A 24,651-nucleotide genomic window follows, 5' to 3' on the forward strand; every position below is an offset into this window, starting at 1 on the left:
TGTAGGCGGGATCGGGCCTCCTCTCTGGCAATGAACCGAGGTTTCGGGGTTTCCGGGCCGGCCCGATGCGATCCCGGGCGAGGCGATGTGGTACCAACGGGGCATGGCCATCGACGACCGCTCCGCTCCGTCCACCCCCGTGCCGAACCGGCGTCGATCGGTCCCCGCCGAGATCTCACGCTCGTGGTTGCTCGTCTCGGGCACGGCGTCAGACCGGTTCGAGCGGGCCCAGCGCTCCCGCGCCGACCAGATCATCCTCGACATCGAGGACGCCGTCGACCCCGCCGCGAAGCCCGGCGCGCGGAACACCGTGGCCTCGTGGCTGGCCGGCGGCGGTGAGGCCTGGGTGCGGATCAACGACGTCACCACGGACTTCTGGGCCGACGACGTCGAGGAGCTCCGCGGGCTGCCCGGCCTGCAGGGCGTGATGCTCGCGAAGACCGAGTCCCCGGCGCAGGTCACCGACACGTGGCACCGCCTCGGCGGGCAGACCCCCGTGATCGCGCTCGTCGAGTCCGCCCTCGGCATCGAGGAGTCCGTCTCGATCGCCCGGGCGAAGGGCGCGTTCCGCCTGGCCTTCGGCTCCGGCGACTACCGCCGCGACACCGGCACGAGCGCCGACACGCTGGCGATGGCCTACCCGCGGTCGAAGCTCGTCGTCGCCTCCCGCGTGGGCGACCTGCCGGGCCCGATCGACGGCCCCACCGTCGGCTCGTCGCACCCGATCCTCCGCGAGCAGTCGCAGGTCGCCGTGTCGCTCGGCCTGACCGGCAAGCTCTGCCTCGACACCGAGCAGCTCCCCGTGATCAACGAGGTCATCTCGCCGACGCCCACCGACGTCGCCTGGGCGCAGGACTTCCTCGACGACTTCGAGGCCCGCGGCAGGGTCATCCGCGACGGTTCGGACCTGCCGCGGCTCGGTCGTGCGCAGAAGATCCAGCGCCTCGCACAGGCGTTCGGCGTCGAGGCACGGTAGGACGGTCCCATGACCTGGTCGAACGTCCCCGGCGGACCGCCGCAGTCCTCCCCCTCTGGCAGCTCGGACGCGCAGCGTGCCGCGTGGGAGCAGGGCGGCACCACGCTGTTCCCGGCAGCGAAGCTCGCCGACCGCATCTCCACCGTGCTCCTGCTGGCGTTCGGCACCGTGATGACGGTCGTCACCGCGATCGTCGGCATCATCGCGGTGATCTCCGCCACGGCCACGTGCGACGCGTCCACCGGCTGCTCCCCGGGGGCGTACTTCGGCGGCGCGGCGATCGCGGTCAGCGGTGCGTTCGTGATCGGCGTCGCGACGGTCGTCCTCGCGGTCGGCGCCTGGATCCGTCGGCGGAGCTCGTGGTGGATCGCCGCGATCGGCTTCGTGCTCGCGATCGCCTGCATCACGTGGGGCGGGATCGTCTTCGCGGGAGCCACCGACGCGGGGACGACGTCCAGCTCCGTCGGCAGCACCGCCTGACGTGAGCGGGCGCATCCGGCTCGGAACGACATCGCCTGGGTCGCATGCGCGGCGGTGGACGCGACCGGACGGCGGCCTGGAGGCGCGGGTCGGGCCCGCACCGTGCCTCCAGTCCGCATCGGGGTAGCGTCCAGGGCATGGTGACGGTCTCGCGGACGAGCGTCGCGGTGGTCGGCGGCGGCCCCGCGGGGGTGGTCCTCGGCCTGCTGCTGGCCCGGGCCGGCATCGCGGTGCGGGTGGTCGAGAAGCACGACGACTTCAACCGCGACTTCCGCGGCGACACGGTGCACGCCTCCACGATCCGACTGCTCGACGAACTCGGGCTCGGCGATCGGTTCCGAGCGCTGCCGCAGTCGCGGCTCGACGACTTCTCGCTGCCGATACCGGACGGCTCCCGGGCGCTGCTCGGCGACTTCTCACGCCTCCGCCCGCCGTACGACCACGTCGCGATGGTGCCGCAGTGGGACCTGCTCGACATGCTCGTCACCGCCGCCCACGAGGAGCCGTCGTTCACGATCTCGATGGGCCTCGCGGCCACCGGCACGATCGAGGAGAACGGCGTCGTCACGGGCGTGCACCTGCGGCCGTACCGCGACCCCGACGGCGAGCACGAGGAGCTCCGCGCCGACCTCGTCATCGCCTGCGACGGCCGCGACTCGGTCCTGCGGAGCGCCGCCCGGCTCCGACCCCGCTCGTTCCCGGTGCCGTTCGACACGTGGTGGTTCCGGCTCCCCCGTGCACCCGGCGACGCCGCGACCGCCCTCGTGCCGGCGTTCTCCGGCACCGACGTGATGCTGAGCTTCCCGCGGCCGGACTACCACCAGGTCGCGTACTTCGCGCCGAAGGGCTCCGACGACGCACTCCGGGCGGAGGGCGTCGGACGTTCCGCGCCCGCGTCGCCCGGCTCCGTCCGGACTTCGCGGACCGCGTGGACACGATCGGGTCGATGGACGACGTGCACGTGCTCGACGTGCGGATGGACCGGCTCGGCCGGTGGTGGCGACCGGGGCTGCTCTGCATCGGGGACGCCGCGCACGCGATGTCCCCGGCAGGCGGGGTCGGCATCAACCTGGCGGTGCAGGACGCCGTGGCGACGGCGGCGATCCTGGTGCCCGCACTCCGGCGCGGACTGCGCGGAGCCGGACTCGACGGCGCGCTCGCCGCGGTCCAGCGGCGCCGCTCGGTGCCGGCGGTGATCGTCCAGGCGGCACAGGCGATGCTGCACCGGGTGGTGTTCGAACGGGCCTTCACCGGTGCGCTGCAGTCCGGACCGCCGAAGCTGCCGGTGCTGCTCGCTCGGTGGGTGCCGCCGGTGCGGGGTGTCTACGCCAGGGGCATCGCGTTCGGCCCGCTCCCCGAGCACGCGCCGGCGTGGGCGCGGCGGGAGGGCGGCACGGGCCGCGACCACGCTCCCTGAGCGTGACGGCTCGTCCCGGCGCATGCTGGGCCCATGAAGCAACGAGTCATCGGAGACGTGTCGGTCAGTGCCATCGGACTGGGCGGGATGCCCATGTCCATCGAGGGACGCCCGGACGAACGGCAGTCGATCGCCACGATCCACGCCGCACTCGAGGCCGGGGTCACCCTCATCGACACCGCCGACGCGTACCACCTGGCCGCCCACGACGAGGTGGGACACAACGAATCACTCATCGCGAAGGCGGTGCGGGAGTACCACGGCGACACGTCCGAGGTCCTCATCGCGACGAAGGGCGGACACCTCCGGCCCGAAGCCGGCGCCTGGGCGAAGAACGGACGCCCGGAGTACCTCAAGGAGGCCGCGAAGGCATCGGCGAAGCGTCTCGGCGTCGAGCAGATCGGGCTGTACCAGTTCCACCGACCGGACCCGGACGTGCCCTACGCGGACTCGGTCGGCGCACTCGGTGAGCTCCTCGACGAGGGTGTCATCCGGATGGCCGGCATCTCGAACGCCGACCCCGACCAGATCCGCACGGCGAACGAGGTGCTCGACGGGCGCCTGGCGTCGGTGCAGAACCAGTACTCGCCGAAGTTCCGGTCGAGCGAGCCCGAACTCGCGCTCTGCGACGAGCTCGGCATCGCGTTCCTGCCGTGGAGCCCCCTCGGCGGCATCGCGAACGCGGCGGCCCTCGGCACCGCGTACGAGGACTTCGCCTACATCGCTCGTGACCGCGGGGTCAGTCCGCAGGTGATCGCGCTGGCGTGGGAGCTGCAGAAGAGCGACGTGGTCGTGCCGATCCCCGGCGCGTCCCGTCCGCAGTCGATCCTCGACTCGGTGACGGCCGCCACCATCAGGCTGCGTCCGGAGGACGTCGCCCGACTGGACGCGTCGCAGCCGGCGGCCGTCTGACCGACGCGCCCCGCGCCTCCCGGCCTGGAGGCACGGGGCGGGATCCGTCTGTCGGCTCGCGTCGGCCACGTCGCGTACGGTCGAGGGCATGCGCGCGATCACCCCGGACCACGGTTCCCTCGACGTCGGCGAGCTCCCGGACCCGGTGCCGTCGAGCGGCGAGGTGCTCATCGAGGTCGCCGCCGCCGGTGTGAACAACGCGGACCTGCAGCAGGTCGCCGGCAACTACCCGCAGCCGCCCGGCGCATCCGAGGTGCTCGGGCTCGAGGTGTCCGGCACCGTCCGCGCGCTCGGGTCCGACGTGCACGGGTTCGCGGTGGGCGACCGCGTCTGCGCGCTGCTGTCCGGCGGGGGCTACGCGTCGCTCGTGGTCGCACCGGCGTCCCAGGTCCTGCCGGTGCCGGAGGGCGTCGACCTCGTCGAGGCGGCCGGCCTGCCGGAGGCGGCCTGCACGGTGTACTCGAACGTCGGCATGCTCGCCGGGCTCCGTCCGGGCCAGACGCTCCTGGTGCACGGCGGCACCGGCGGGATGGGCTCGCACGCGGTCCTCTGGGCGAAGGCGCTCGGGGCGACGGTGATCGCGACGTCCGGTGGAGCGCGCAAGGTGCAGGCGTCGCGCGACCTCGGTGCCGACCTGGTGATCGACCACCGCAGCGAGGACTTCGTCGCCCGGACGCTCGAGTTCACGGGCGGCCGGGGTGTGGACGTGGTGCTCGACGTGGTCGGGCCGGAGTACCTCGGCCGGAACCTCGAGGTCCTCGCGACGAACGGGCACGTCGCGGTCATCGCCTCCGGCAGTGGCCGGACGGGTGAGCTCGACTTCGGCGTGATGATGCGGAAGCGGGCGACGATCAGTGCGACGACGCTGCGGGCACGCCCGGTCGCCGAGAAGGCCGCGATCGTCGAGGCCGTGCGCTACAACGTCTGGCCGTTCGTCGCCGACGGCCGGATCCGTCCGGTCATCGACTCCGTCCTGCCGCTCGACCAGGCCCCCGAGGCGCACCGCCGGGTCCGCGACGGCGAGGTCGTCGGCAAGGTGCTGCTGACGCCCTAGGCGCGAGGAGGCCGGGCGCGGGGGCTAGGCGCCCGGCACCGCCCGCAGCAGGTCGAGCACCTGACTGCACTTCGGGCCGAAGGTGGCGCGGAGCAGGGCCGCGGCGTCCGGGTCCTCGTCGAAGCGGGACGGCATGTCGATCGCCAGCATGACGGCGAAGATCATCCCGCTGCCGAGGAAGCCCTGGACCTGCTCGTCCGGGATCCGCGCTTCGTCGCGGAGGAACCGGTAGATCTCGAGGAACCCGGTGCGGGCCGCCGCACCGATCGCCGGGTCCGCGCCGGAGACGAAGCCCTGCAGGAGCATCGTGTGGAGCCCGCGCTCGGCGGCGAGGTCGATGAACTGCTCGCCGATCACCCGCGCGACGACGTCGTCGGGGCCGAGGTGCGCGAGGGTCTCCCGCCACGCGTCGAGCAGCGTCGACAGCGTGCCGCGGAACACCTCGAGGAACAGGGCTTCCTTCGTGCCGAACATCCGCACGACGTAGGGCTGGCTGATGCCTGCTGCCGCGGCGATCTGGTCCGTGGTCGTGCCGTTGTAGCCCTGGCGGCCGAAGAGCCCACGGGCCGCGTCGAGGATCATCGCGCGTCGTTGCGCGGCGGGCATGCGGGTCGCGGTGGCCGCCGCCGCTCGTCCGGTCTCGGAAGTCATGGTTGACATGTTATCAGTCGATTACTACAGTCCAGTCTCGACAGTAATCATCGGATTACAAAGAACGGACTCCCACCATGGAACGACGCATCCCCGTCTGGCTCGCCATCGCAGCCGCGTCCCTCCCGATGTTCATGGCCACCCTCGACAACCTCGTCGTGACGAGCGCCCTGCCGGCCGTGCACGCCGACCTCGGCGCCTCGGTCGAGGAGCTGCAGTGGATCACGAACGCCTACACGCTCGCGTTCGCCGCACTCATGCTCCTGGCCGTCGGACTCGGCGACCGGCTCGGCCGCCGGCACCTCTTCGTCGCCGGCATCGCCGTGTTCACCGTCTCGTCGGCCTTCGCCGCGCTGAGCACCGACCCGACGGCCCTCATCGTGTGGCGTGCGGTCGAGGGTGCCGGGGCGGCCGCGATCATGCCGCTCTCGCTCACCCTGCTCGTCGGTAGCGTGCCCGACCGGCTCCGCACGGTCGGCATCGGCGTCTGGGGCGGCATCTCCGGCCTCGGCGTCGCGCTCGGCCCGCTCATCGGCGGCGCCGTCGTCGAGAGCTGGAGCTGGGAGGCGATCTTCTGGCTCAACGTCCCCGTCGGCATCGTCGCGATCCCGCTCGCCCTGTACGCCCTGCCGAACACCCGGGGTGCCCGGGTCCGTGCCGACGTGGTCGGGGTCCTGCTCGCCGGACTCGGCGTCCTCGGGGTCGTCTTCGGCGTGGTCCGTGGCAACGACGCCGGCTGGACGAGCGGCGAGGTCCTCGCGGGCCTGGTCGGCGGCGGGGTGCTGCTCGTCGCGTTCGTCCTCTGGCAGGCACGCACCACGGCACCGCTCCTGCCGCTGCGCTTCTTCCGCGACCGGAGCTTCGCGCTCGCCAACGTCGTCGCGATGACATTCTCGTTCGGGGCGTTCGGCGCCGTGTTCATCCTCATCCAGTTCCTGCAGGTCGTGCAGGGTCGCTCGCCCCTCGAGGCCGGCGTCTGGACCATGCCGTGGACCCTCGCGCCGATGGTCGTCGCACCGCTCGCCGGCATCATCGCGCCGCGGGTCGGGACACGGGCGCTCATCACCGGCGGCATGGTGTTCCTGTCCGCCGGCCTGTTCTGGATCGCCAGCACGATGTCGGCCGACGTCACCTTCACGACGCTGCTGCCGGGCTTCCTGCTCGCGGGGATCGGGATGGGCGCCGTGTTCGGGCCGATCTCGACGGCGGTGCTCGCCCGGATGCCGCAGCAGGACCACGCCAAGGCCTCCGGAGCGAACTCGACCGTCCGCGAGATCGGGGTCGCGCTCGGCATCGCCGTCCTCACCGCGGTCTTCACGGGCAACGGCGGCGAGCTCACGCCGACCGGCTACGTCGGCGCGGCCCAGCCCGCGGTGATGGTCGGAGCGGCCGTGGTGGCGATCAGCGCGATCGCCGCCGCGTTCCTCCCCGCAGGACGTGCGGCACCCGTCGCCGACGTGGTCACCGTCGACGGCCTGGAGGCGCAGGTCACGCCCGTCGCGCCGGCCCCCGTCGCGTAGTCGGCCGGGTCAGGCGTGGACGCGGGCCAGGAACTCGACCAGCGCCGGGTGACCCGGAGCGTCGAGGACCTCGGCGGGCGAACCCTGCTCGACGACCTCGCCCTGGTGCAGGAACACGATCCGGTCGGCCACGTTCCGCGCGAAGTGCATCTCGTGCGTGGTCATCAGGATCGTGGAGCCCTGCCGCTTCAGCTCGGTGACGAGGTCGAGCACCTCGCCGACGAGCTGCGGGTCGAGGGCGCTCGTCACCTCGTCGAGCAGGAGCAGCTCGGGGTCGGACGCGATCGCCCGCACGATGGCGACGCGCTGCTGCTGCCCGCCGGAGAGCCGGTCCGGGTAGGCCCCGGCGAAGTCCGCCAGGCCGATCCGGTCGAGCAGCCGGCGGGCGGTCTCCTCGGCCTCGGCCTTGCCGATGCCGTGCACCCGCCGGGACGCCAGGGTCACGTTGTCGAGCACGCTCATGTGCGGGAACAGGTTGAACTGCTGGAACACCACGCCGATCCGGGCCCGCGTGGCGTCGACGTCGATCCGCGGGTCGGCGATGTCCGTGCCCTGCAGCAGGATCTCGCCGTCGTCGATGCCCTCCAGGAGGTTCACCGTCTTGAGCAGCGTCGACTTCCCCGAGCCGGACGCCCCGATGACGCAGATGACCTCGTGACGGTGCACGGTCAGGTCGATCCCGCGCAGCACCTCGTGCTCGCCGAACGCCTTGCGGAGGCCGCGCAGCTCGAGGACCGCGGCCGACGTGTCGGGCGTGATCCGTTCCTCCAGGCCGGTCACACGGTCCCTCCGATCTGCTCGCGCCGCTGCTGCCGCCTGGCGATCGCGTCGGTGACGCGGATCAGCGGCAGGCTGATCACCACGAACAGCAGCCCGGCGACGAAGTACGGGGTGAAGTTGTAGGACTCCGCCTGGGCGATCTGGGCCGACCGCACGGCGTCCACGGCGCCGAGGATCGACACCAGGCCGACGTCCTTCTGCATCGACACGAAGTCGTTCATGAGCGCCGGGGTCACCTTGCGGATCGCCTGCGGCAGCACCACGAGACGCAGGGTCGCGACGTGCGAGAGCCCGAGCGACCGGGCGGCGAGGCGCTGCGAGGGGTGCACGGCCTCCATTCCGGCGCGGAGGACCTCGGCGATGTACGACGAGTAGGTCAGGACGATCGCGATGGTGCCCCAGACCTCGGCGGGCAGGCGCGGGAAGACCCCGAGCCCGGGGATCCCGTAGCCGACCAGGTACAGCACGATGATGAGCGGCAGGCCGCGGAACAGGTCGGTGTACCCGGTCGCGAGCATCCGCAGCGGGAAGAACACCGGGTTCCGCAAGCCCCGCACCACCGCGAGGAGCGTGCCGAACACGGCGACACCGATGGCACTGAAGAACAGGATCCGGACGTTCAGCCACAGGCCGGCCAGGATGTCCGGGAAGCTGTCGATCGCGGTCTGCGGGTCGAAGAACGACTGCTGGACCGCAGCCCAGCCCGGCGTGTTCACGACACCGAAGTAGACGATCGCGACGACCACGAGGGTCGACGCGACCGACACCACGATCGACCGGCGTCCGCGCTGCCGACGGTACAGCCGACGCTCCAGCTCGACCTGGCTCGGAGCGGGTGCGGCCACCGGGGTGCCGGCGCCTGCTGGCAGGGTCACGCGGCTACTTCAGGACCGGGGCGCCGGTCTCCGAGGAGAGCCACTTCGTCTGGATGTCCTCGAGCGTGCCGTCCTTCCGGAGCGCGGCGAGGGCCTTGTCGACCTTGCTCGTGAGCTCGGAGCCCTTCGGCAGCACGAACCCGAACTGGTCGCCCTTGCCGTCCGCCGGGAACTGCGCCGACACGGTGCCGTCGTCGACCTGGGACGACGCCATGTAGAACGCCGTCGGCAGGTCGGTGACGATCGCGTCGATCTGGCCCGACTTCAGGGCGAGCACGGCGTCGTCGTTGGAGTTGAAGACCTGCGGGGTGACGCCGAGCACGCTCTTCACGGACGCGATGCTCGTGGAACCCGTGGCGACCCCGATGGCGTCCTGCTTGAGCGCGGCGATCGTGGCGTGGTCGGCGGCCTTCGACTGCTCCGTCGTCACGACCGCCTGCGTGGTCGTGTAGTACGCCGTCGACATGTCGACGGCCTTCTTGCGCTTGGCGTCGATCGAGAACTGCTGCACGTTGAGGTCCCAGTCCTTCGGGCCCGGGGCGATCGCACTGTCGAAGGTGCTGCGCTTCCAGACGACGTCGGACTTGCTGTAGCCCATCTCCTTCGCGACCGCGTAGGCCACGGCGGACTCGAAGCCCTTGCCGGACTGCGGCTTGTTGTCCTCGATCCAGGGCGAGTACGCGGGCTGACCCGTGGCGATCGTGAGCTTGCCGTCGGTGACGGTGCCGTCACCGCTGCTGCTGCCGGCGGCGCAGGCGGACAGGCCGAGCGCGGCGACCGCGGCGGTGGCGACGGCGAGGGTGAGACGGAGGGAACGGGTCACGGTCGGGCCTTCGTGAGGGGGTCAGGGCAGGACGAAGTGTACGTCGCACTGGGATACCAGCGCGAAACGGATGTCGGCGTGCGACTCCGCGCCGTCGGGGCCGCGCCGTCGGGCCGCGCTGTCAGGGCCGCGACGTCGGGGCCGCGCCGTCAGTCCGCCAGCGAGAAGTCCTCGAACGAGAAGCCCGGCGAGACCAGGCAGCTCAGCAGGACCTCACCGTCGCCGGGGATCGTCCGCTGCCACACGCCGCCGCGGACGAACGCCTGCGCGTCGTTCACCCGGTCGCGTCCGGCATCGGGACCGAGCGTGATCGTCGCGCCGGGCTCCGGCTGGTCCCCGTCGCCGCCGAGCTGCAGGTCGACGGCGTCCGGACCGTGCCACATCCAGATCTCGTCGCTCGTCACCCGGTGCCACGCCGAGGCCTCGCCCGGGGGCAGCAGGAAGTGGATGAGCGTCGCGGCCGGACGGTCCCCCGCGGGCGTCGACACCGTCGCGGGCGAGGTCCACGTCCGGACGTACCAGCCGCCCTCGGGGTGCGGCTCCATGCCGAGGGCCACGGCGCGCTTCGGGACGTCCAGCCACTCGATGAGCTCGCCGGCCACGGTGCGTCGTGCGGCCATGCCGGGTCGGGGTGCGGTCTCGGTCATCGTTCCTCCTGGGTGAGGCGGGGTTCGGGGGTGGTGCGGGATGCGTGCGCGTCCGTGATCGTGCCGGACGACGCCCGGACGACCCCGCGGATGACCGTGGCGACCGCGCGGCCGGCACCGTCCTCGACGAGTTCGGCCATCGCGTCGGACACCGTGCGGGCGTCGACGTCGAACACCGCCAGGTCGGCGCGTGCCCCGACGGCGAGGTGCCCGATCCGGTCCGGCCCGACGGCGAGCCCCATCGCGTGCGCACCGCCGAGGGTCGCCGCCGCGAGGAGCCGTTCGTGCAGGTCCCGGTGGCCGTAGCCCTGGGACCGGGCGATCCGGTGCAGCGCGGTGACGTCGGCCATCAGGTCGAGGGACGGCGACGACGACAGCGAGTCGGTGCCGATCGCGATCGGGCTGCCCTCGCGGAGGTAGTCGGCGACCGGCGGCGGGTCGAGCCCGATGACGGCGTTCGACCGGGGGCAGAGCGCGACGGCGGTCCCGCGGGCCCGGAGCAGCGCCCGGTCGGCCGCGGTCATGTACACGCCGTGGGCGATGTGGCAGTCGGGTCCGAGCACACCGAGCCGGTCGACGAACGCGGTCGCGCTCGCGCCGAACCCGAGCGCGCGCATCGCCCGGAACGAGGGGGCGTTCGCCAGGTGCCAGTCGGTGCCGTGGCCGACGCCGTCGACCCCCTCGAGCCCGGGCACGGGGCCGAGCGCGATCCGCTCGCCCTCGAACGCCGCCTCGCCGAGGTGCAGGTGCAGTCGGAGTCCGCGCTGCCGCACGATGTCGGGCAGCTCGAGCAGTGGTGCGACGTCGAGCGAGTACGGCGCGTGCGGGGAGAGTCCGGCGCCGGGGGTGGTCGGGATGCGTTCGAGTTCGGCGAGGACCTGGTCACGGCCGTGGGTCTGCCACGCCTCGTTCTCCCAGTCCATGACCTCCCAGTACGCGATGCCGCCGAGACCGGACGTCTCGAGCGCGGTCGACGCTTCGAGGTCCGTGACGACGTCGGCGATGCTCGTGACGCCCGCGAGGATCGACTGCTCCGCACCGGCGCCCGCCTCGGCATGCCAGTCGTGCGGCTCGGCGTACACCCGGTTGAACGCGGTCGCCCAGTCCTCGAACCCGCTGTACTGGCGTTGCCCGACACTGGCCATGCCGGTGTACTGCAGATGCGAGTGCGCGTTGACGAGCCCGGGCAGGAGCGCACCCTGCCAGCGCCGTTCGGTGAAGGCCGTGCCGGCGCTCGTGAGCTGGTCGACGACCCAGGACCGGTCGCCGACGTGCAGGATCCGGCCGTCCTGCACCGCGACGGCACCGTCGGCGATCGGCGGCGCGGTCATCGGCAGGACGATCCGCGCCGAGTGCACGGTGGTCCGCCCGGCGTGTGCGGTGGCGGCGGCCGGGTGCGCCGCCCGGTGCGCGGCCGGCTGCGTGCCGGTCACGACAGGTCCCCGAAACGGCGGGTGCGGACGTCCGGCTCGCGATCCGCAGGGTGTTCGGCGAGCGGGCCGGGAGGCGCGGGTCGACTCCCGAACGCGGCGAGCGCCACGCGGGCGGTCGCCTCGTCCACCGCGGGGTCGATCGGCACGACGGCGCGGTCGAGCTCGTCGCCGCGCTCGACGAGCATCCGGACAGCACCGAGCTGCGCGGCGAAGGACAGGTCCATGATCTCGATCGGGTTGCCCTCGGCGGCGGTGATGTTGATGCACCCGCCGCCGTCGAGCACGAGCACGTCGTGGCCGTCGGGCCACGTGAAGCGCTCGGTCTTCCCGCCGACCGTCGTCCGGACGGCGCCCGCGGCGAGCGCCGCGTCGACCGCGACCTCCTGGTCGACCCCGCCGGCGACGGCGACGACCGCTCCGTCCGCACAGGCTCGCAACGCCTGGAGGTCGATCGTGTCGGCGACGCCGGTCGCACTCATCACCAGGTCGGCACCGCGCACGGCGTCGACGAGCGGAGCGACCGCGTACCCGGCGAACAGCGCCTGCAGCGCGCGGACGGGGTCCGTCTCGGCGACCGTCACCCGGAAGCCGAGCGCGGCGAGCACCAGGGCGACCCCCTCGCCGACGTGCCCGAACCCGGCGACGACCGCCGCGCCTCCCGGCCGGACCCGGTGCGTGTCGGACGCGAGCCCGTCGACCAGGTCGAGCACCGCGAACACCGTCGACTGCCCGGTGCCGTACCGGTTGTCGAAGAACGTCTTCGTGCGGGCGTCGTTCACCGCGACCACGGGGATCCCGAGCTCCCCGCGGGACGCCATCACCCGGAGGGGCCGGAGGCCGCTCGTCGTCTCCTCCGCCGCGCCGAGCATCGTCGGCAGCAGGTCGGGGCGCTCCTGGTGCGCGAGCCGGATGAGGTGGGAGCCGTCGTCGAGCAGGACGTGCGGCCGGGTGTCGAGCATCGCGAGGGCGAGCTGCAGCTGCTCGGCGGTCGTCGCCGTGCTGCTCGCGTGCACGGTCAGCCCCGCTCGCCGGAGCGCGTCCGCGACCGCGTCGTCCGTCTCGTCGGCGTGGGCGTAGACGACGACCTCGGCGCCGGCGTCGCGGAGGAGCAGACTCAGCACCGCGGTCTTCGGCTCGAGGAACATCGCGACGCCGATCCGGGTGCCCCGCAGGAGCCCGCCGTCGCGGAGTTCCGCCGCGACCGCACGGGAGACCGGCATCGAACGCCGCGCCCAGCGGAGCCGTGCGTCGGCGGCCGGGTCGTCCTCCGGTTCGCGGCCGGTGGAGACGAGGAAGACGTCGTCGGAGAGCGCCGGCACACCGAGCACGCCGGGGCGGACGGCCGCGACCGGGCCGAAGGCGTCCTCGTCGACGGCGGGCAGGTGCCGACCGGCGTCCACGACGACCAGGGTGGCGCCGCGGGGGCGGTCGGCCTCGCGTTCGACGACCGCGGTCGTCTCGTCCGGGTGCCCCAGGCACCAGAGTTGGTCGACCGGTTCGTGGTCGGCCGACGGCCGGGCACCGAGGCCGGTCAGCAGGCCGTGCAGCGCAGCGACGTCGCGGGCGTCACCGCCGACGATGCGGAACCGGCGGGCGGCGACGAGCAGGTTCGTGGCGGCCGCGAAGCGACGCACGGCCGCCGAGGCCCAGGCGCGCGTCTCGGGGTCGGGTCCGGGCGGCATGGGTCAATCGTAGGGCGGCCGTTCGTAGGAGGTCGTTCCGCTCGTAGGAGGTCAATCCGCTCGTAGGAGGTCGTTCCGCTCGTAGGAGGTCAGTTCTTCTGACCCCCTATGCGCGATTCCGCTTCCCATTGCACCCGGTGTGGGTCAGAACGTGCAGCATCACGCGAGCGGGTGCGGTGCCGGGGTCGCCTCCCAGGCCGGGTCCCCGTCGACGCTGCCCGGCCCTCCGACAGCGGCCCGCTTCCGCGCTCGGACGAGCACCGCCACCAGGATGACGACCCCGATGGCCGACACGATCAACAGGCCGATCACGTACAGCGTCGTGGCGACCCCCGCGAGCGACGCGGGGACGTAACCGTTCCGGAGGGCGGAGAACGGCGTCCCCGTCACGACGAACGCCAGGAGGGTCGAGATCGTCGAGTTCGAGTCCCACAACCCGTGGAGCACCGACACCACCACGTAGGCAACGACCGCCGCCCAGGACCACCGGAACCGGGCCCGACCGTGCGAGGCGCCGAAGAGCACCGCCCCGAGGATCGCCGTCCACAGCACGTGCCCGACCGGCGACAGGATCGCCCGGACCACCTCCGTCTGCAGCAGCGACGCCAGGTCGATGCCGCGACTCGTGATCGCCGCGTTGAAGGCGTACCCGGCGGACTCGAACGCGGCGAACCCCGCGCCGACCGTCGCACCGAGGAGCGCCCCCTGCCGCGCCGTCTTCGGCCGCACACGCCAGCCGACGACGACGAGGAGCACGCCCTTCACGAACTCCTCGACGAACCCGACCACGACGTACACCGCGGCACCGGACTGCAGATCGGCCTCGAGGAGCGACGCCCCGAGCACCCCGAGGATGCCGCCGACGAAGAACGCCACGATCAACTGCATGGTGCTCACCGAGCCCGTCACCCGCTCGATCACGAACAGCACGACGGTGAACGGCACGAGGAAGCTGCCGAGCAGGATGATCGTCGGCACGAGGTTCGTGTTGCTCGTCGAGATCGTCACGACGATGGTGACGACCCACAGCACGAACCCGACGACGAGGGTCTTCCACCACCAGCCGTGGCGATGGTGCGGATGGGCGACGCTGACGTCGGCAGGCAGGCTCATGGGGACATGGTGCTCCGACCCGTGCACGAGTGGTCACGGGAATGGCGCGGACCGTCCTGGTGTTCCGAGCAACATGACTGACGAGACGTTCGACAAGGTGACGATGTTCGGCGCTGACTGGTGCCGCGACTGCCGACGTTCCAAGGCGCTGCTCGACACGCTCGGCGTGGACTACGAGTACGTGGACGTCGAGGCCGACCTGTCCGCCGCCGACCGTGCCGAGGCGATCAGCGGGCGGAAGAACATCCCCGTCGTGGTGCTGCCGAACGGCAAGCACTTCGTGGAGCCGTCCGACGCCGAGCTGCGCTCGGAGCTCGAGGCGTCCGCGCTCGTCTGAGCCCGTGGCGCGGGGCTGGGTGTGGGGCTGTTCCGCGCGTAGGGGGCCGAATCGCGCGTAGGGAGCAGGAAGTTTCGACCTCCCATGCGCGATTCCGCTTCCTATTGCATGCGCGATGGGTCGGAACGCCGCTGCCGCCACACCGGAACACCGCCGGGACACCACCGCGCGACCCCGCGCGACCGGACATCGGATGAATCGGGCATGATGGCGGCGTGATCATCGACGCTCACCACCACCTCTGGGACCCCGCCGACCGGCCGTACCCCTGGATGGACGACTCCGTCGCCCCGATCCGCCGCCGGTTCGACGTGGACGACCTCCGTACGGTCACGCGCGACACCGACGTCACGCGGACCATCGTCGTGCAGGCCGTGCACGATCCCGGTGAGACGGCCTGGCTCTTCGAGCAGCCCGAACCGGTCGCGGGAGTCGTGGGCTGGGTCGACCTCACCGCGCCCGACGTGACCGAGCGACTCGGCGCGATCGGCCATCCGCGCCTCGTGGGCATCCGGCACCAGGCGCAGGACGAGCCCGACCCGGACTGGCTGGCACGTCCCGACGTCACCCGGGGCATCCGAGCCGTGGCCGCCGCCGGGCTCGTGTTCGACCTGCTCGTGCGGGAGCGGGAGCACGCTGCCGCCCTCGCGCTCGTCGATGCCGTCCCCGAGGCGTCCTTCGTGCTGGACCACGCGGGCAAGCCGGCGATCGCGGCCAGCGCAGCCAGCGCAGCCGGCGCGACCAGCGCAGCCTGCCCGACCACCCCAGCCATTGCAACCACCGCAACCGACGGCGCCGCCGACGCCTGGCGCGCCCGGATGCGGGAGTTCGCCGCCCGCCCGAACGTCGTGTGCAAGGTCTCCGGCCTCCTCACCGAGGCCGGCGACCACTGGCGCGACCGCCCCGTCGCCCGCTACGCCCGCGAGGTCGTCGAGACCTTCGGCCCGGACCGCACGGTGTTCGGCTCGGACTGGCCGGTGTCGACCCTGGCCACCGACTACGCCGAGGTCCTCGCGGTGACGACCTCCGCCCTCGCCGACCTCAGCGAGCACGAACGGGACGCCGTGTTCCGCGGGACCGCTGAGCGTGTGTACCTTGCCCGGAGCCAGCGGCAGACATAGGATGTTTCCGCTGCACTGGCGCAGCAGGAGAGCGAGGAACGATGCGGTTCGCACGACTCGGCCCGGCGGGACGCGAGATCCCCGTGGCCATCGACACCGACGGCGAGGTCCTCGACCTCCGCCCGATCACGAACGACGTCTCGGGCTCGTTCCTGGCGTCCGACCCCGTCGGCCGCGTGCAGCACGCCCGCAGCGCCGGCGACCTGCGGTCCATGCCGGACGCCGACTCGCTCCGCCGCGGTGCTCCCGTCGCCCGCCCCGGCAAGGTCGTCTGCATCGGCCTCAACTACCGCGACCACGCTGCCGAGACCGGCGCGGACATCCCGACCGAACCGATCGTGTTCATGAAGGACCCGATGACGGTGATCGGCCCCGACGACGAGGTCCTGGTCCCCCGAGGCAGCACGAAGACCGACTGGGAGATCGAGCTCGCCGTCGTGATCGGCACGACCGCCCGCTACTGCGAGTCAGAGGACGAGGCCGCGACGCACATCGCCGGCTACGCCATCGCCAACGACGTGTCCGAGCGGGAGTTCCAGCTCGAGCGCGGCGGGCAGTGGGACAAGGGCAAGTCCTGCGAGACCTTCAACCCACTCGGACCGTGGCTCGTGACGCCCGCGTCGTTGGACGACGCCGGCATCGACCCGACCGCGATCCCCCTGCGGCTCACCGTCAACAGCGAGGTCCGTCAGGACGGCACGACCGCGGACATGATCTTCCGTCCCGCCGAGATCGTCCGGTACCTGTCGCAGTTCATGGTGCTGTACCCGGGCGACGTCATCAGCACGGGTACCCCGGCCGGCGTCGCGCTCGCGGGCAACGCCCCGTACCTACAGCCCGGCGACGTGGTCGAGCTCACCGCCGAGGGCCTCGGCTCGCAGCGGCAGACGGTCGGAGCGGCGTGATGACCGGGTCACACGACGGCGTGCGCGCGATCGTCACCGGTGGCGCATCCGGCATCGGTGCAGCGATCGTCACCGCACTGCAGGACCGCGGGGCCACGGTCGCCGTGCTCGACCTGCAGCCGTCGACCGCCGAGGGCGTCGTCTCGGTGACCTGCGACGTCGGCGACGACGACTCCGTCCGCGCGGCCGTCGCGAGCGCCGTCGACCAACTCGGCGGACTCGAGGTGCTCGTCAACAACGCCGGCATCGGCGCACAGGGCACGGTCGAGGACAACCCCGACGACGAGTGGCGCCGCGTGTACGAGGTGAACGTGCTCGGCACCGTCCGGCTGTCCCGTGCTGCACTCCCCCACCTCCGCGTCTCCGGCAACGCGAGCATCGTCAACACCTGCTCGATCGCAGCGACCGCCGGCCTCCCGCAGCGGGCGCTGTACTCGGCGACGAAGGGCGCCATCGCGGCGCTCACCCGCGCGATGGCCGCCGACCACCTCCGCGAGGGCATCCGCGTCAACGCTGTCAACCCGGGCACCGCCGACACCCCGTGGGTGGGTCGCCTGCTCGAAGCGGCTCCGGACCCGGCCGCCGAACGCGCAGCGCTCGAAGCACGGCAACCGCACGGCCGGCTCGTGGCACCGGAGGAGGTCGCCGAGGCCGTCGCGTACCTGACGAGTCCCCTCGCGCGGTCGACGACGGGCGTCGACCTCGCGGTCGACGGCGGGATGCAGGCACTCCGGCTCCGGCCCGCCTGATGGTGCCGGACCGGGCCTGGAGGCACGACTATCGTCGACCTGTCGGCTCGCGCCGGCGTGCGTGGGCTGAGCAGGAGGTGGTGACGTGGCTTCGTTGACCGACGACGCGATCGCGCGCATCCAGCAGATGATCGTGAGCGGCGAGCTCCAGCCCGGTCAGCGCCTCCCGCCCGAGAAGGAGCTCAGCGAGTCCCTCGGGCTGTCCCGGAACAGCCTGCGCGAAGCGGTGAAGGCCCTCGAGCTCATCCGCGTGCTCGACGTCCGGCGCGGCGACGGCACGTACGTGACCTCCCTCGAGCCGGGGGTGCTGCTCGAAGCGGTGTCGTTCGTCGTCGACATGCACCACGACCGCTCGCTCGTGGACCTGCTCGAGGTCCGGCGCATCCTCGAGCCCGCCTCCGCCGTCCTCGCGACGGCCCGGGCGTCCGAGCAGCAGATCGACGACCTGGCGACCCTGATGGCCTCGGTCGGCGAGGACACCGGCGTCGAGGACCTCGTCGCCCACGACCTGCTGTTCCACTCCACCATCGCGGGGATCGGCGGCAACCAGTACCTGTCCGGCCTGCTGGACGCCCTGTCGAGCAAGACCGTGCGGGTGCGGGTGTGGCGCGGCCTCACGCAGAACGGCTCCGTGCAGCGCACCCTCGACGAGCACGCGGCGATCGTGGACGCCATCCGTCGCCGGGATCCGCAGCTCGTGCAGGCCCTCGTCGTGTCGCACGTCGAGGGCGTGGAGCGCTGGCTCCGCCGCTCGCTGGACTGAACCTGAGTGCGCACTGAGGGGTGACCGTGTTCAGTCGGTCGTCGGCCCTGACTCCGGCAAACCATGCCGCGGCAACCGCACCCACAAGGAGGAAACCGTGCTCGGTCTCATCATCAGCCTCATCATCATCGGACTCATCGCCGGCGCCGTCGCACGGCTCGTCATGCCCGGCAAGCAGCACATCTCGATCCCGATGACGATCCTGCTCGGGATCATCGGCTCGTTCGTCGGGGGCTTCCTCGGCTTCCTGATCTTCCAGCACGACCCGATGGACGGCTTCTTCCAGCCGGCCGGCATCATCGGTTCGATCATCGGCGCGATCATCGTGCTGTTCATCTACCTGCGGGTCACCGGCCGCCGCGGCGCCACGCGCTGACCCTGCACCACCGCACAACCGAAGTCACCCCGAGCCGCGCGAACGCGCGGCTCGGGGTGACTTTCGTTGTGCGGGGCCCCGCCCGCACCCGCCGGCCCCCCGGGCGCCCGGGCGCCCGCCCGGTCAGTCGCCGAGCAGCCCGGCCGCGCGCAGGTCGTCCCAGAGCGCGTCGGGCACGACCGCCGCGGCACGCTCGGCGTTCGAGCGCACCTGGTCGGCGGACTGCGCCCCGAGGGCGATCGTCCGCACGGCGGCGGCGCGGCGCGGGAACGCCAGCGCGGCCTCGGGCAGTGTCACACCGTGGCGCTCGCAGACGTCGGCGATGGCGTTCGCCCGTTCGATGCGGTCGGCCGGGGCCTCGGCGTAGTCGTACTGCGCCCCCGCGGCGGGCCGGTCGAGCCCGAGCAGCCCGGAGTTGTAGACGCCGACCGCCACGACGGCGACCCCGAGGCCCTCGCACCGTGCGACGAGCGACGCCGCCGGCTGCTCGAAGAGCGTGTACCTGCCGGCGAGCATGACGACGTCGCACAACCCGGTGTCGACCGCGGCGGACAGGGCCTCGACGGAGTTCGACCCGACGCCGACCGCCCGGACCACGCCCTCGTCCCGCAGCTCGGCGAGCGTGGGGAGCGCCTGGGTGAGCCCGTCGGTCAGGGAGTACACGTCCGGGTCGTGCAGGTACGCGATGTCGACGTGGTCGAGGCCGAGCCGGTCGAGCGATTCGTCGAGCGATCGCCGGACACCCGACGGGGACGGGTCCCACTGCCGCACGAGGTCGTCCGGCACGGCGAACCCGCCGGACTCCAGGTCGTCGCCGTCGCCGCGGCCGGGCACGAGCAACCGACCGACCTTCGTCGAGACGAGGTACTCGTCGCGGGGCCGGTCGGCGAGCGCCTGACCCAGTCGCCGTTCGGACAGTCCGAGGCCGTAGTGCGGCGCGGTGTCGAACCCGCGCACCCCGACGTCCCACGCTGCGTCGACGGTGGCCCGGGCGTCCTCGTCGGACACCGGGTGCAGCAGGTTGCCGATCCCGGCGCCGCCGAGCCAGAACGGCCCGGCGTCGAGGGGGAGGTCGGGGTCGGTCATGCCTGTCCTTCCAGTGTCCAGACGAGCGGGATGCCGTCGTCGTTGCCCGAGTAGTCGTCGTCCGCCTCGAGCAACGGGTTGATGACGTCCTGCCAGGCGGCGTTCACCGGGTCGCCGGCGAGCGACCGGCGCATCGCACGGTAGTCCTCGACCTCGATGAGGTGGACCAGGTCCTGCCCGTCCCGCCAGATGCTCCAGTTGGCGACCCCGGCGGCACGGAGCCGCTCGACGAGTGCGGGCGGGATCGCGGCGTGCGCGTCCGCGTAGGCGGCCTCCTGGCCCGCCCGCAACCGTGTCCTCGAGAGGATCCGCTGCATCAGTCGCGCAGGAAGAGCTCGACCACCGGCACCGCGACGTCGGGTCGGACGATCGGCAGGGTGAGCGTCAGCGTGCCGGCCGGCTGTCCGCCGAGTCCGGTGTTCTGCGCGCGGGTGCCCTCCGGGATCTCGCGGTGGTGGATCTCCGACGCGTCGTTGAGGAGCTGCGCGTACTCGACCTTCCCGGCGAGGCCGGGGAGGTGCACGTGCTCGAAGGGCCACGTGAAGAGGTGCAGGTACAGGCGGTTCCCGGCCTGCGTGTACACGGTGCCGGCCGGCGCCCGGAACGACGACGGCCCGGCGCCGTAGACGGACCGCGCGTGCTGGTGCATCCACGAGCCCACCCCGGCGAGCGCCGTCCGTGCGACCCCGTCGAACTCCCCGCGACCCGTCGGCCCGACGTTGAGGAGCATGTTGCCGTTGTTCGAGACCCCGTCGACGAGCATCCGGACGAGCAGGTCGACGCTCTTCACGTTGAGGTTGTCGCGGTCGTAGCCCCACGAGCCGTTGAGGGTCTGGCAGGCCTCCCACGGCACACGGACACCGTCGACCTCCATCGGCTTGTCCGGCTGGTACTGCTCCGGGGTGACGAGGTCGCCGGGGATGTCGAGCCGGTCGTTGACGATGATGCCGGGCTGCAGGCGCTTCGTCAGCGCCATGAGCTCCTCGGAACCCCATTCGTCGCGGCCCTTGCCGCCCCAGATGTCCTCGTGGTCGTTGTCCCGGTACGAGAAGTCGTAGAAGAGGTAGTCGATCCGGCCGTAGTCGGTCAGCAGCTCCGTCACCTGTCCGTGCAGGTAGTCGCGGTAGCGGGCCATGTCCCGGCCCTCGTTGAGCCGGGCGATCTCCTCCGGGGAGTCGTCGCGTCGCGGGTGCACCCCGTCGATGGTGAAGTCCGGATGGTGCCAGTCGATGAGCGAGTGGTAGAACCCGACGCGCAGGCCCTCGGCGCGGACGGCGTCGACGAACTCGCGCACGATGTCCCGGCCGAACCGGGTGTTCGTGGCCTTGTAGTCCGTCAGCGCGCTGTCCCAGAGCGCGAAGCCCTCGTGGTGCTTCGTCGTGAGCACGACGTACTTCATCCCGGCCTCGCGGGCTCGGCGTGCCCAGTCGGCGGCGTCGAACAGGTCCGGGTCGAAGTGGTCGAAGTACTTCTGGTAGTCGGCGTCGGTGATCCGCTCGCGGTTCTTCACCCACTCGTGCCGTGCCGGCAGGGCGTAGAGCCCCCAGTGGATGAACATGCCGAACCGGTCGTGGCTGAACCACGCGGGCAGGCCGGTGGCGTCGGTCTCGGTCTGCGGCTCTGCAGGTGCGGTGATGGTCATGAGGCCAGTGTTCCTTTCAGGACGGACGAAGGGGACGGACGAAGGGGACGGACGAAGGGGAAGGCGGGGCGTCAGCGGCCGCCGAGGCCGGAGGTGACGATGCCCTTGACGAGGTGCTTCTGGAGCAGGACGAGCAGGATCACGGTCGGCAGCATCGAGATCACCGAGGCCGCCATCACGAGGTTCCACTCGGAGCCCTGCTGGCCGAAGAACTGCTGCAGGCCGAGCGGGATGGTGCCGTGGGCCTCGACGTCGTTCACGACGACGAGCGGCCAGAGGAACGAGTTCCAGTACGAGATGAACGAGAACACCGCGAGCACGGCCATGGTCGGCCGGGCGAGCGGGAGCATCACCGAGAAGAACGTCCGGATCGCTCCGGCACCGTCCACGCGGGCCGCGTCGTCGAGCTCCTGCGGCACGGTCAGGAAGAACTGCCGGACGAGGAAGGCGCCGAGCGCGGTGAAGGCCCACGGGATGATGAGCGCCTGGAAGGTGTCGACCCAGCCGAAGCCCTGCATCATCACGTACATCGGGATGACGAGGACGTCCTGCGGGATCATCAGGGTGACGAGGAACAGCAGGAACACCGTGTTCCGGCCGCGCCAGCGCAAGCGCGAGAACGCGTAGCCGGAGAGCACGGCCACGGCGACGTTGATCGCCGTCCCGACCGCCGCGACGAACACCCCGTTCAGGATGAACCGCGCGAACGGCAGGTAGGTGAACGCCTGCACGTAGTTGTCCCACTCGAGCGAGCGACCCCAGAGCGTCGGCGGGGTGGTGAACACCTGATCGGCGGGCTTGAGGCTCGTCGCGACCATGTAGATGAGCGGCGAGACGAACAGGAGCGTGACGAGGCAGAGCAGGGCGTACCCGATCGCGTGCCGGACCCGCCCCGGTCGTGGCGCGGACTTCGTCCTGGCGACGGCGCGGGGGTTGACCGTCCGGTTCGACGTGGTGGCACCGACGTGCCCGCGGACCGCTTCACTCATAGTGCACCCACCGCTTCTGCCCGAGGAACTGGACGGCCGTGATCCCGAGGATGATGACGAACAGCACCCAGGCGCCGGCCGAGGCCAGACCGAGCTGCTGGTTCTGGAAGCCGGTGTTGTAGATGTACTGCACGAGGGTCTCCGTCGCGGTGCCCGGCCCGCCCTTCGTCAGGACGAACGGTTGCACGAACACCTGGAACGAGGTGATCAGCGTCATCATCGTCGCGAAGAACACCGACGGCGAGATGAGCGGGAACTTGATGGCCCAGAAGGTCTGCCAGGCGTTCGCGCCGTCGAGCTGCGAGGCCTCGATCTGGTTCTCCGGCACGGCGTCGAGTGCCGCCGAGAAGATCAGCATGTTGTAGCCGAAGCCCTGCCACACGCTCATCGCGACGATGGCGAACATCGCCCAGTGCTCGTCGGCGAGGAAGTTCGGCGCGTGCACGCCGACGGTGGACTGCAGCGACGCGTCGATCGCCCCACCGGGTTGGTACAGCATCCGCCACACGACGACGTTCGCGACGATCGGTGTGATGGTCGGGATGAAGAACAGGACGCGGAAGACGTGTCGACCGGCGATCCGCGGTGTCAGCCAGGCGGCGAGCCCGAGCGACACGACGAGGTTCAGCGGCACGTACAGCACCACGAACAGTGCCGTGTTCAGCGCGACCGTGCGGAAGACCGGGTCGGCGAACAGTCGGGCGTAGTTCTCGATGCCGGCCCAGCTGCGCTCGCCGAGCATGGGCCAGTTCATGAAGCTGACGACGAGCGACGCGATGATCGGGAACGCCGTGAAGACGACGAGTCCGATCGAGTGCGGTGCCGCGAACGCAGCCCCCCACCAGGAGCGGCGCCCGAGCGCGCTCGTGTCCTCGCCGCCCTTCCGCCGCGGGGTGGCGGCTCCGACCGCGATCGCGGTGGCGACCGCGGGGACGGCCGCTTCGGCCGGTGGGTCCTGGATGGTGGTCATGCGACGACCTCCTCGTCGTTCGCGCGGTCCTGGGTGGGGTGGAGACGGACGGGAGGCGCGGGGCGGGGTCGACCCGCGCCTCCAGTCCGGCGGGTGGCGCGCTGGCTACTGCGTGCCGAGCTGACCGGCGATCGAGGACATGGTCGCCTTGCCGGAGGTCTGCCCGTTCACCGCCTGCAGCGCGTACTGCGTGAACAGCTGGGAGAGCTGGTCGCTCTGCTTGTTCCCGAGGAGCGGGGACGACTTCGCGAGTGCTGCCTTGAGCGCGGGCTCGGCGCCCTCGATGCCGGCGCTGGAGTACCAGGCCGCCTGCGCCGCGGTGCGACCGGGGAACGCGCGACCCTGTTCGGCGAGCGAGGTCAGGACCTTCTCGCTGGTCATCGTCTGCACGGCCTTGAACGCCTGCTCCGGGTACTTGCACTGCTTCGAGACGCCGAAGCCGGAGCCGGCGGCGAAGGTCGACGGACCCGAGGTGCCGGCGGGGAGCGTCGTGACGCCCAGGTCGAACTTCACCTTGGCCTTCTGGCTGATGAGCGACCACGGACCGTCGGTGTACATCGCGACCTTGCCGGCGGCGAAGTCGTTTCCCGGTGTCGACGAGTCCGACGACGCCTGCGTCGCGTAGCCCTTCTTCACGAGCGTCGAGAGCCAGTCGAGGCCGTCCGCGAACTTCGCGTTCGACGCGTCGAGCTTGCCGTCGGACGTGATCACCCGGCCGCCGTTGTAGCCGTAGACCATCGACTCGAGGTTGAGGTCGCTGACCGTCGAACCGAACTCGGTGATGCCCTTCGCCTTGAGCGCAGCGCCCGCCGCCTCGAAGTCGTCGACCGTCCAGCCCGGCTTCGGCTCGGCGACGCCGGCCTGCTTGAAGAGGTCGCGGTTGTAGAACATCATGATGGGCCCGGTGTCGTACGGCAGGCCGTAGAGCTTCCCGTCGACCTTCATGCCGTCGAGCGCCGTGCTGTCGAACGCGGACAGGTCGGTGCCGTCCTTCTCGGCGAGGTCGTCGAGGGGCAGCAGCGACGACGTGTAGTTCGCGGCGCGGAGCGACTGCATGCTCACGACGCACTGGGCGCCGCCGGCACTCAGCTGCGTGCTGAGCTTCGTGAAGTAGTTCTCGAACGGTGCGCCCTGGATCGTCAGGGTGATGCCGTCCTCGCTCTTCACGGTGTCGGCGACCTTCTGCCAGGCGGCCTTGTCCTCCTTCCCGGCGATCCACATGGACCAGGTCAGGGCGTCCTTCGACTGGCTCCCACCGGCACTGCTGCCGGAGGAACAGCCGGTGAGCACGAGGGCCGCGGCAGCTGCTGCCGCGAGCCCGGCGATCATTCGTCGTCGTTGCATCGGAGT

The 24,651-nt window shown here is 71.6% G+C and carries 26 protein-coding genes and 1 pseudogene; 13 read left to right on the forward strand and 14 right to left on the reverse strand.

The genetic code is table 11. The features are described 5' to 3' along the window. Window positions 1–103: 103 nt before the first annotated feature. The 6 genes and pseudogenes from DEJ28_RS15740 to DEJ28_RS15770 all read left to right on the forward strand — a co-directional run bounded on the left by DEJ28_RS15740 (window position 104) and on the right by DEJ28_RS15770 (window position 4,839). Window positions 104–976 (forward strand): HpcH/HpaI aldolase/citrate lyase family protein, encoded by an 873-nt coding sequence (locus DEJ28_RS15740; RefSeq protein WP_111115263.1) that lies wholly within the window; start codon window positions 104–106, stop codon window positions 974–976. 9 nt (window positions 977–985) lie between these two features. Further along, the gene (locus tag DEJ28_RS15745) at window positions 986–1,456 is read left to right on the forward strand and encodes a DUF6264 family protein (RefSeq protein ID WP_111115264.1); all 471 of its coding nucleotides are present in this window, start codon (window positions 986–988) and stop codon (window positions 1,454–1,456) included. A 137-nt stretch (window positions 1,457–1,593) separates the two neighbouring features. Next, window positions 1,594–2,229: pseudogene (locus tag DEJ28_RS15750) on the forward strand (FAD-dependent monooxygenase); the annotation flags it as partial. 155 nt (window positions 2,230–2,384) lie between these two features. Further along, window positions 2,385–2,873: an FAD-dependent monooxygenase gene (locus tag DEJ28_RS18080; protein ID WP_502866934.1), complete on the forward strand. Its 489-nt coding sequence runs from the start codon at window positions 2,385–2,387 to the stop codon at window positions 2,871–2,873. Window positions 2,874–2,906: 33 nt separating this feature from the next. Beyond that, window positions 2,907–3,785 (forward strand): aldo/keto reductase, encoded by an 879-nt coding sequence (locus DEJ28_RS15765; protein WP_111115265.1) that lies wholly within the window; start codon window positions 2,907–2,909, stop codon window positions 3,783–3,785. 88 nt (window positions 3,786–3,873) lie between these two features. After that, on the forward strand, window positions 3,874–4,839 hold the full coding sequence (locus DEJ28_RS15770; RefSeq protein WP_111115266.1) for an NAD(P)H-quinone oxidoreductase: 966 nt from the start codon (window positions 3,874–3,876) through the stop codon (window positions 4,837–4,839). Between the two features lie 24 nt (window positions 4,840–4,863). On the opposite strand, the gene DEJ28_RS15775 is transcribed toward DEJ28_RS15770, so the two are convergent. After that, complete coding sequence (locus DEJ28_RS15775) at window positions 4,864–5,490, reverse strand: TetR/AcrR family transcriptional regulator (protein ID WP_181433682.1); 627 nt, start codon at window positions 5,488–5,490, stop codon at window positions 4,864–4,866. A 77-nt stretch (window positions 5,491–5,567) separates the two neighbouring features. Here DEJ28_RS15775 and DEJ28_RS15780 point away from each other — a divergent pair, with 77 nt between their 5' ends. Next, window positions 5,568–7,010 (forward strand): MFS transporter, encoded by a 1,443-nt coding sequence (locus DEJ28_RS15780; RefSeq protein ID WP_111115268.1) that lies wholly within the window; start codon window positions 5,568–5,570, stop codon window positions 7,008–7,010. A 9-nt stretch (window positions 7,011–7,019) separates the two neighbouring features. Here DEJ28_RS15780 and DEJ28_RS15785 read toward each other — a convergent pair whose 3' ends face one another. The 7 genes from DEJ28_RS15785 to DEJ28_RS15815 all read right to left on the reverse strand — a co-directional run bounded on the left by DEJ28_RS15785 (window position 7,020) and on the right by DEJ28_RS15815 (window position 14,363). After that, the gene (locus DEJ28_RS15785) at window positions 7,020–7,781 is read right to left on the reverse strand and encodes an amino acid ABC transporter ATP-binding protein (RefSeq protein WP_258368029.1); all 762 of its coding nucleotides are present in this window, start codon (window positions 7,779–7,781) and stop codon (window positions 7,020–7,022) included. A gap of 5 nt (window positions 7,782–7,786) precedes the next feature. Beyond that, entirely contained in the window at window positions 7,787–8,665 is an 879-nt protein-coding gene (locus DEJ28_RS15790; RefSeq protein ID WP_111115270.1) for an amino acid ABC transporter permease, read from the reverse strand. Window positions 8,666–8,669: 4 nt separating this feature from the next. After that, window positions 8,670–9,488, reverse strand: coding sequence for an ABC transporter substrate-binding protein (locus tag DEJ28_RS15795; RefSeq protein WP_111115271.1), 819 nt, complete (start codon window positions 9,486–9,488; stop codon window positions 8,670–8,672). A 149-nt stretch (window positions 9,489–9,637) separates the two neighbouring features. After that, the gene (locus DEJ28_RS15800) at window positions 9,638–10,135 is read right to left on the reverse strand and encodes a cupin domain-containing protein (protein WP_258368020.1); all 498 of its coding nucleotides are present in this window, start codon (window positions 10,133–10,135) and stop codon (window positions 9,638–9,640) included. Further along, window positions 10,132–11,466 carry an amidohydrolase family protein gene (locus tag DEJ28_RS15805; protein WP_111115358.1) on the reverse strand — a complete coding sequence of 445 codons (1,335 nt, stop codon included), beginning with the start codon at window positions 11,464–11,466 and terminating at the stop codon, window positions 10,132–10,134. Before DEJ28_RS15805 ends, DEJ28_RS15800 begins: the two co-directional genes overlap by 4 nt. Before the next feature lie 98 nt (window positions 11,467–11,564). Further along, window positions 11,565–13,250: an adenosylhomocysteinase gene (locus DEJ28_RS15810; RefSeq protein ID WP_111115272.1), complete on the reverse strand. Its 1,686-nt coding sequence runs from the start codon at window positions 13,248–13,250 to the stop codon at window positions 11,565–11,567. Window positions 13,251–13,409: 159 nt separating this feature from the next. Then, on the reverse strand, window positions 13,410–14,363 hold the full coding sequence (locus DEJ28_RS15815; protein WP_111115273.1) for a PrsW family glutamic-type intramembrane protease: 954 nt from the start codon (window positions 14,361–14,363) through the stop codon (window positions 13,410–13,412). A 73-nt stretch (window positions 14,364–14,436) separates the two neighbouring features. Between DEJ28_RS15815 and DEJ28_RS15820 the strand changes: the two genes are divergently transcribed. The 6 genes from DEJ28_RS15820 to DEJ28_RS15845 all read left to right on the forward strand — a co-directional run bounded on the left by DEJ28_RS15820 (window position 14,437) and on the right by DEJ28_RS15845 (window position 18,614). After that, a complete protein-coding gene (locus DEJ28_RS15820; RefSeq protein WP_111115274.1) occupies window positions 14,437–14,700 on the forward strand; it encodes a glutaredoxin family protein in 264 nt (87 codons plus the stop codon). 215 nt (window positions 14,701–14,915) lie between these two features. Beyond that, the gene (locus DEJ28_RS15825) at window positions 14,916–15,821 is read left to right on the forward strand and encodes an amidohydrolase family protein (protein ID WP_220034620.1); all 906 of its coding nucleotides are present in this window, start codon (window positions 14,916–14,918) and stop codon (window positions 15,819–15,821) included. A 41-nt stretch (window positions 15,822–15,862) separates the two neighbouring features. Beyond that, window positions 15,863–16,726 carry a fumarylacetoacetate hydrolase family protein gene (locus tag DEJ28_RS15830; protein ID WP_111115275.1) on the forward strand — a complete coding sequence of 288 codons (864 nt, stop codon included), beginning with the start codon at window positions 15,863–15,865 and terminating at the stop codon, window positions 16,724–16,726. Next, the gene (locus tag DEJ28_RS15835) at window positions 16,726–17,475 is read left to right on the forward strand and encodes an SDR family NAD(P)-dependent oxidoreductase (protein WP_111115276.1); all 750 of its coding nucleotides are present in this window, start codon (window positions 16,726–16,728) and stop codon (window positions 17,473–17,475) included. The genes DEJ28_RS15830 and DEJ28_RS15835 overlap by 1 nt, the downstream gene beginning before the upstream one ends. A gap of 85 nt (window positions 17,476–17,560) precedes the next feature. Further along, window positions 17,561–18,238 carry a FadR/GntR family transcriptional regulator gene (locus DEJ28_RS15840; RefSeq protein WP_111115277.1) on the forward strand — a complete coding sequence of 226 codons (678 nt, stop codon included), beginning with the start codon at window positions 17,561–17,563 and terminating at the stop codon, window positions 18,236–18,238. Window positions 18,239–18,335: 97 nt separating this feature from the next. Then, complete coding sequence (locus tag DEJ28_RS15845) at window positions 18,336–18,614, forward strand: GlsB/YeaQ/YmgE family stress response membrane protein (protein WP_111115278.1); 279 nt, start codon at window positions 18,336–18,338, stop codon at window positions 18,612–18,614. 123 nt (window positions 18,615–18,737) lie between these two features. Here DEJ28_RS15845 and DEJ28_RS15850 read toward each other — a convergent pair whose 3' ends face one another. The 6 genes from DEJ28_RS15850 to DEJ28_RS15875 form a co-directional block, all read right to left on the reverse strand. Further along, window positions 18,738–19,700, reverse strand: a complete 963-nt coding sequence (locus tag DEJ28_RS15850; RefSeq protein WP_111115279.1) for an aldo/keto reductase — start codon at window positions 19,698–19,700, stop codon at window positions 18,738–18,740. Beyond that, the gene (locus DEJ28_RS15855) at window positions 19,697–20,017 is read right to left on the reverse strand and encodes an L-rhamnose mutarotase (RefSeq protein WP_111115280.1); all 321 of its coding nucleotides are present in this window, start codon (window positions 20,015–20,017) and stop codon (window positions 19,697–19,699) included. The genes DEJ28_RS15850 and DEJ28_RS15855 overlap by 4 nt, the downstream gene beginning before the upstream one ends. After that, the gene (locus tag DEJ28_RS15860) at window positions 20,017–21,342 is read right to left on the reverse strand and encodes an alpha-L-fucosidase (RefSeq protein WP_111115281.1); all 1,326 of its coding nucleotides are present in this window, start codon (window positions 21,340–21,342) and stop codon (window positions 20,017–20,019) included. The genes DEJ28_RS15855 and DEJ28_RS15860 overlap by 1 nt, the downstream gene beginning before the upstream one ends. A gap of 71 nt (window positions 21,343–21,413) precedes the next feature. Continuing rightward, window positions 21,414–22,331, reverse strand: coding sequence for a carbohydrate ABC transporter permease (locus tag DEJ28_RS15865; RefSeq protein ID WP_111115282.1), 918 nt, complete (start codon window positions 22,329–22,331; stop codon window positions 21,414–21,416). Then, the gene (locus tag DEJ28_RS15870) at window positions 22,324–23,301 is read right to left on the reverse strand and encodes a carbohydrate ABC transporter permease (protein WP_111115283.1); all 978 of its coding nucleotides are present in this window, start codon (window positions 23,299–23,301) and stop codon (window positions 22,324–22,326) included. The genes DEJ28_RS15865 and DEJ28_RS15870 overlap by 8 nt, the downstream gene beginning before the upstream one ends. 105 nt (window positions 23,302–23,406) lie before the next feature. Beyond that, a complete protein-coding gene (locus DEJ28_RS15875; RefSeq protein ID WP_258368021.1) occupies window positions 23,407–24,645 on the reverse strand; it encodes an ABC transporter substrate-binding protein in 1,239 nt (412 codons plus the stop codon). Window positions 24,646–24,651: the final 6 nt, after the last annotated feature.

This window comes from Curtobacterium sp. MCPF17_002 (assembly GCF_003234115.2).
GTDB lineage: Bacteria > Actinomycetota > Actinomycetes > Actinomycetales > Microbacteriaceae > Curtobacterium.

Excerpts from the sequence above, each read along its gene's own strand:
- DEJ28_RS15870 (WP_111115283.1), bottom strand. The coding sequence starts at position 23,301 with ATGACCACCATCCAGGACCCACCGGCCGAAGCGGCCGTCCCCGCGGTC.
- DEJ28_RS15780 (WP_111115268.1), top strand. The coding sequence starts at position 5,568 with ATGGAACGACGCATCCCCGTCTGGCTCGCCATCGCAGCCGCGTCCCTC.
- DEJ28_RS15850 (WP_111115279.1), bottom strand. The coding sequence starts at position 19,700 with ATGACCGACCCCGACCTCCCCCTCGACGCCGGGCCGTTCTGGCTCGGC.
- DEJ28_RS15860 (WP_111115281.1), bottom strand. The coding sequence starts at position 21,342 with ATGACCATCACCGCACCTGCAGAGCCGCAGACCGAGACCGACGCCACC.
- DEJ28_RS15830 (WP_111115275.1), top strand. The coding sequence starts at position 15,863 with ATGCGGTTCGCACGACTCGGCCCGGCGGGACGCGAGATCCCCGTGGCC.
- DEJ28_RS15875 (WP_258368021.1), bottom strand. The coding sequence starts at position 24,645 with ATGCAACGACGACGAATGATCGCCGGGCTCGCGGCAGCAGCTGCCGCG.
- DEJ28_RS15820 (WP_111115274.1), top strand. The coding sequence starts at position 14,437 with ATGACTGACGAGACGTTCGACAAGGTGACGATGTTCGGCGCTGACTGG.
- DEJ28_RS15775 (WP_181433682.1), bottom strand. The coding sequence starts at position 5,490 with ATGACTTCCGAGACCGGACGAGCGGCGGCGGCCACCGCGACCCGCATG.
- DEJ28_RS15805 (WP_111115358.1), bottom strand. The coding sequence starts at position 11,466 with ATGACCGCGCCGCCGATCGCCGACGGTGCCGTCGCGGTGCAGGACGGC.
- DEJ28_RS15815 (WP_111115273.1), bottom strand. The coding sequence starts at position 14,363 with ATGAGCCTGCCTGCCGACGTCAGCGTCGCCCATCCGCACCATCGCCAC.
- DEJ28_RS15855 (WP_111115280.1), bottom strand. The coding sequence starts at position 20,017 with ATGCAGCGGATCCTCTCGAGGACACGGTTGCGGGCGGGCCAGGAGGCC.
- DEJ28_RS15740 (WP_111115263.1), top strand. The coding sequence starts at position 104 with ATGGCCATCGACGACCGCTCCGCTCCGTCCACCCCCGTGCCGAACCGG.
- DEJ28_RS15865 (WP_111115282.1), bottom strand. The coding sequence starts at position 22,331 with ATGAGTGAAGCGGTCCGCGGGCACGTCGGTGCCACCACGTCGAACCGG.
- DEJ28_RS15835 (WP_111115276.1), top strand. The coding sequence starts at position 16,726 with ATGACCGGGTCACACGACGGCGTGCGCGCGATCGTCACCGGTGGCGCA.
- DEJ28_RS15800 (WP_258368020.1), bottom strand. The coding sequence starts at position 10,135 with ATGACCGAGACCGCACCCCGACCCGGCATGGCCGCACGACGCACCGTG.
- DEJ28_RS15765 (WP_111115265.1), top strand. The coding sequence starts at position 2,907 with ATGAAGCAACGAGTCATCGGAGACGTGTCGGTCAGTGCCATCGGACTG.
- DEJ28_RS15770 (WP_111115266.1), top strand. The coding sequence starts at position 3,874 with ATGCGCGCGATCACCCCGGACCACGGTTCCCTCGACGTCGGCGAGCTC.
- DEJ28_RS15745 (WP_111115264.1), top strand. The coding sequence starts at position 986 with ATGACCTGGTCGAACGTCCCCGGCGGACCGCCGCAGTCCTCCCCCTCT.
- DEJ28_RS15810 (WP_111115272.1), bottom strand. The coding sequence starts at position 13,250 with ATGCCGCCCGGACCCGACCCCGAGACGCGCGCCTGGGCCTCGGCGGCC.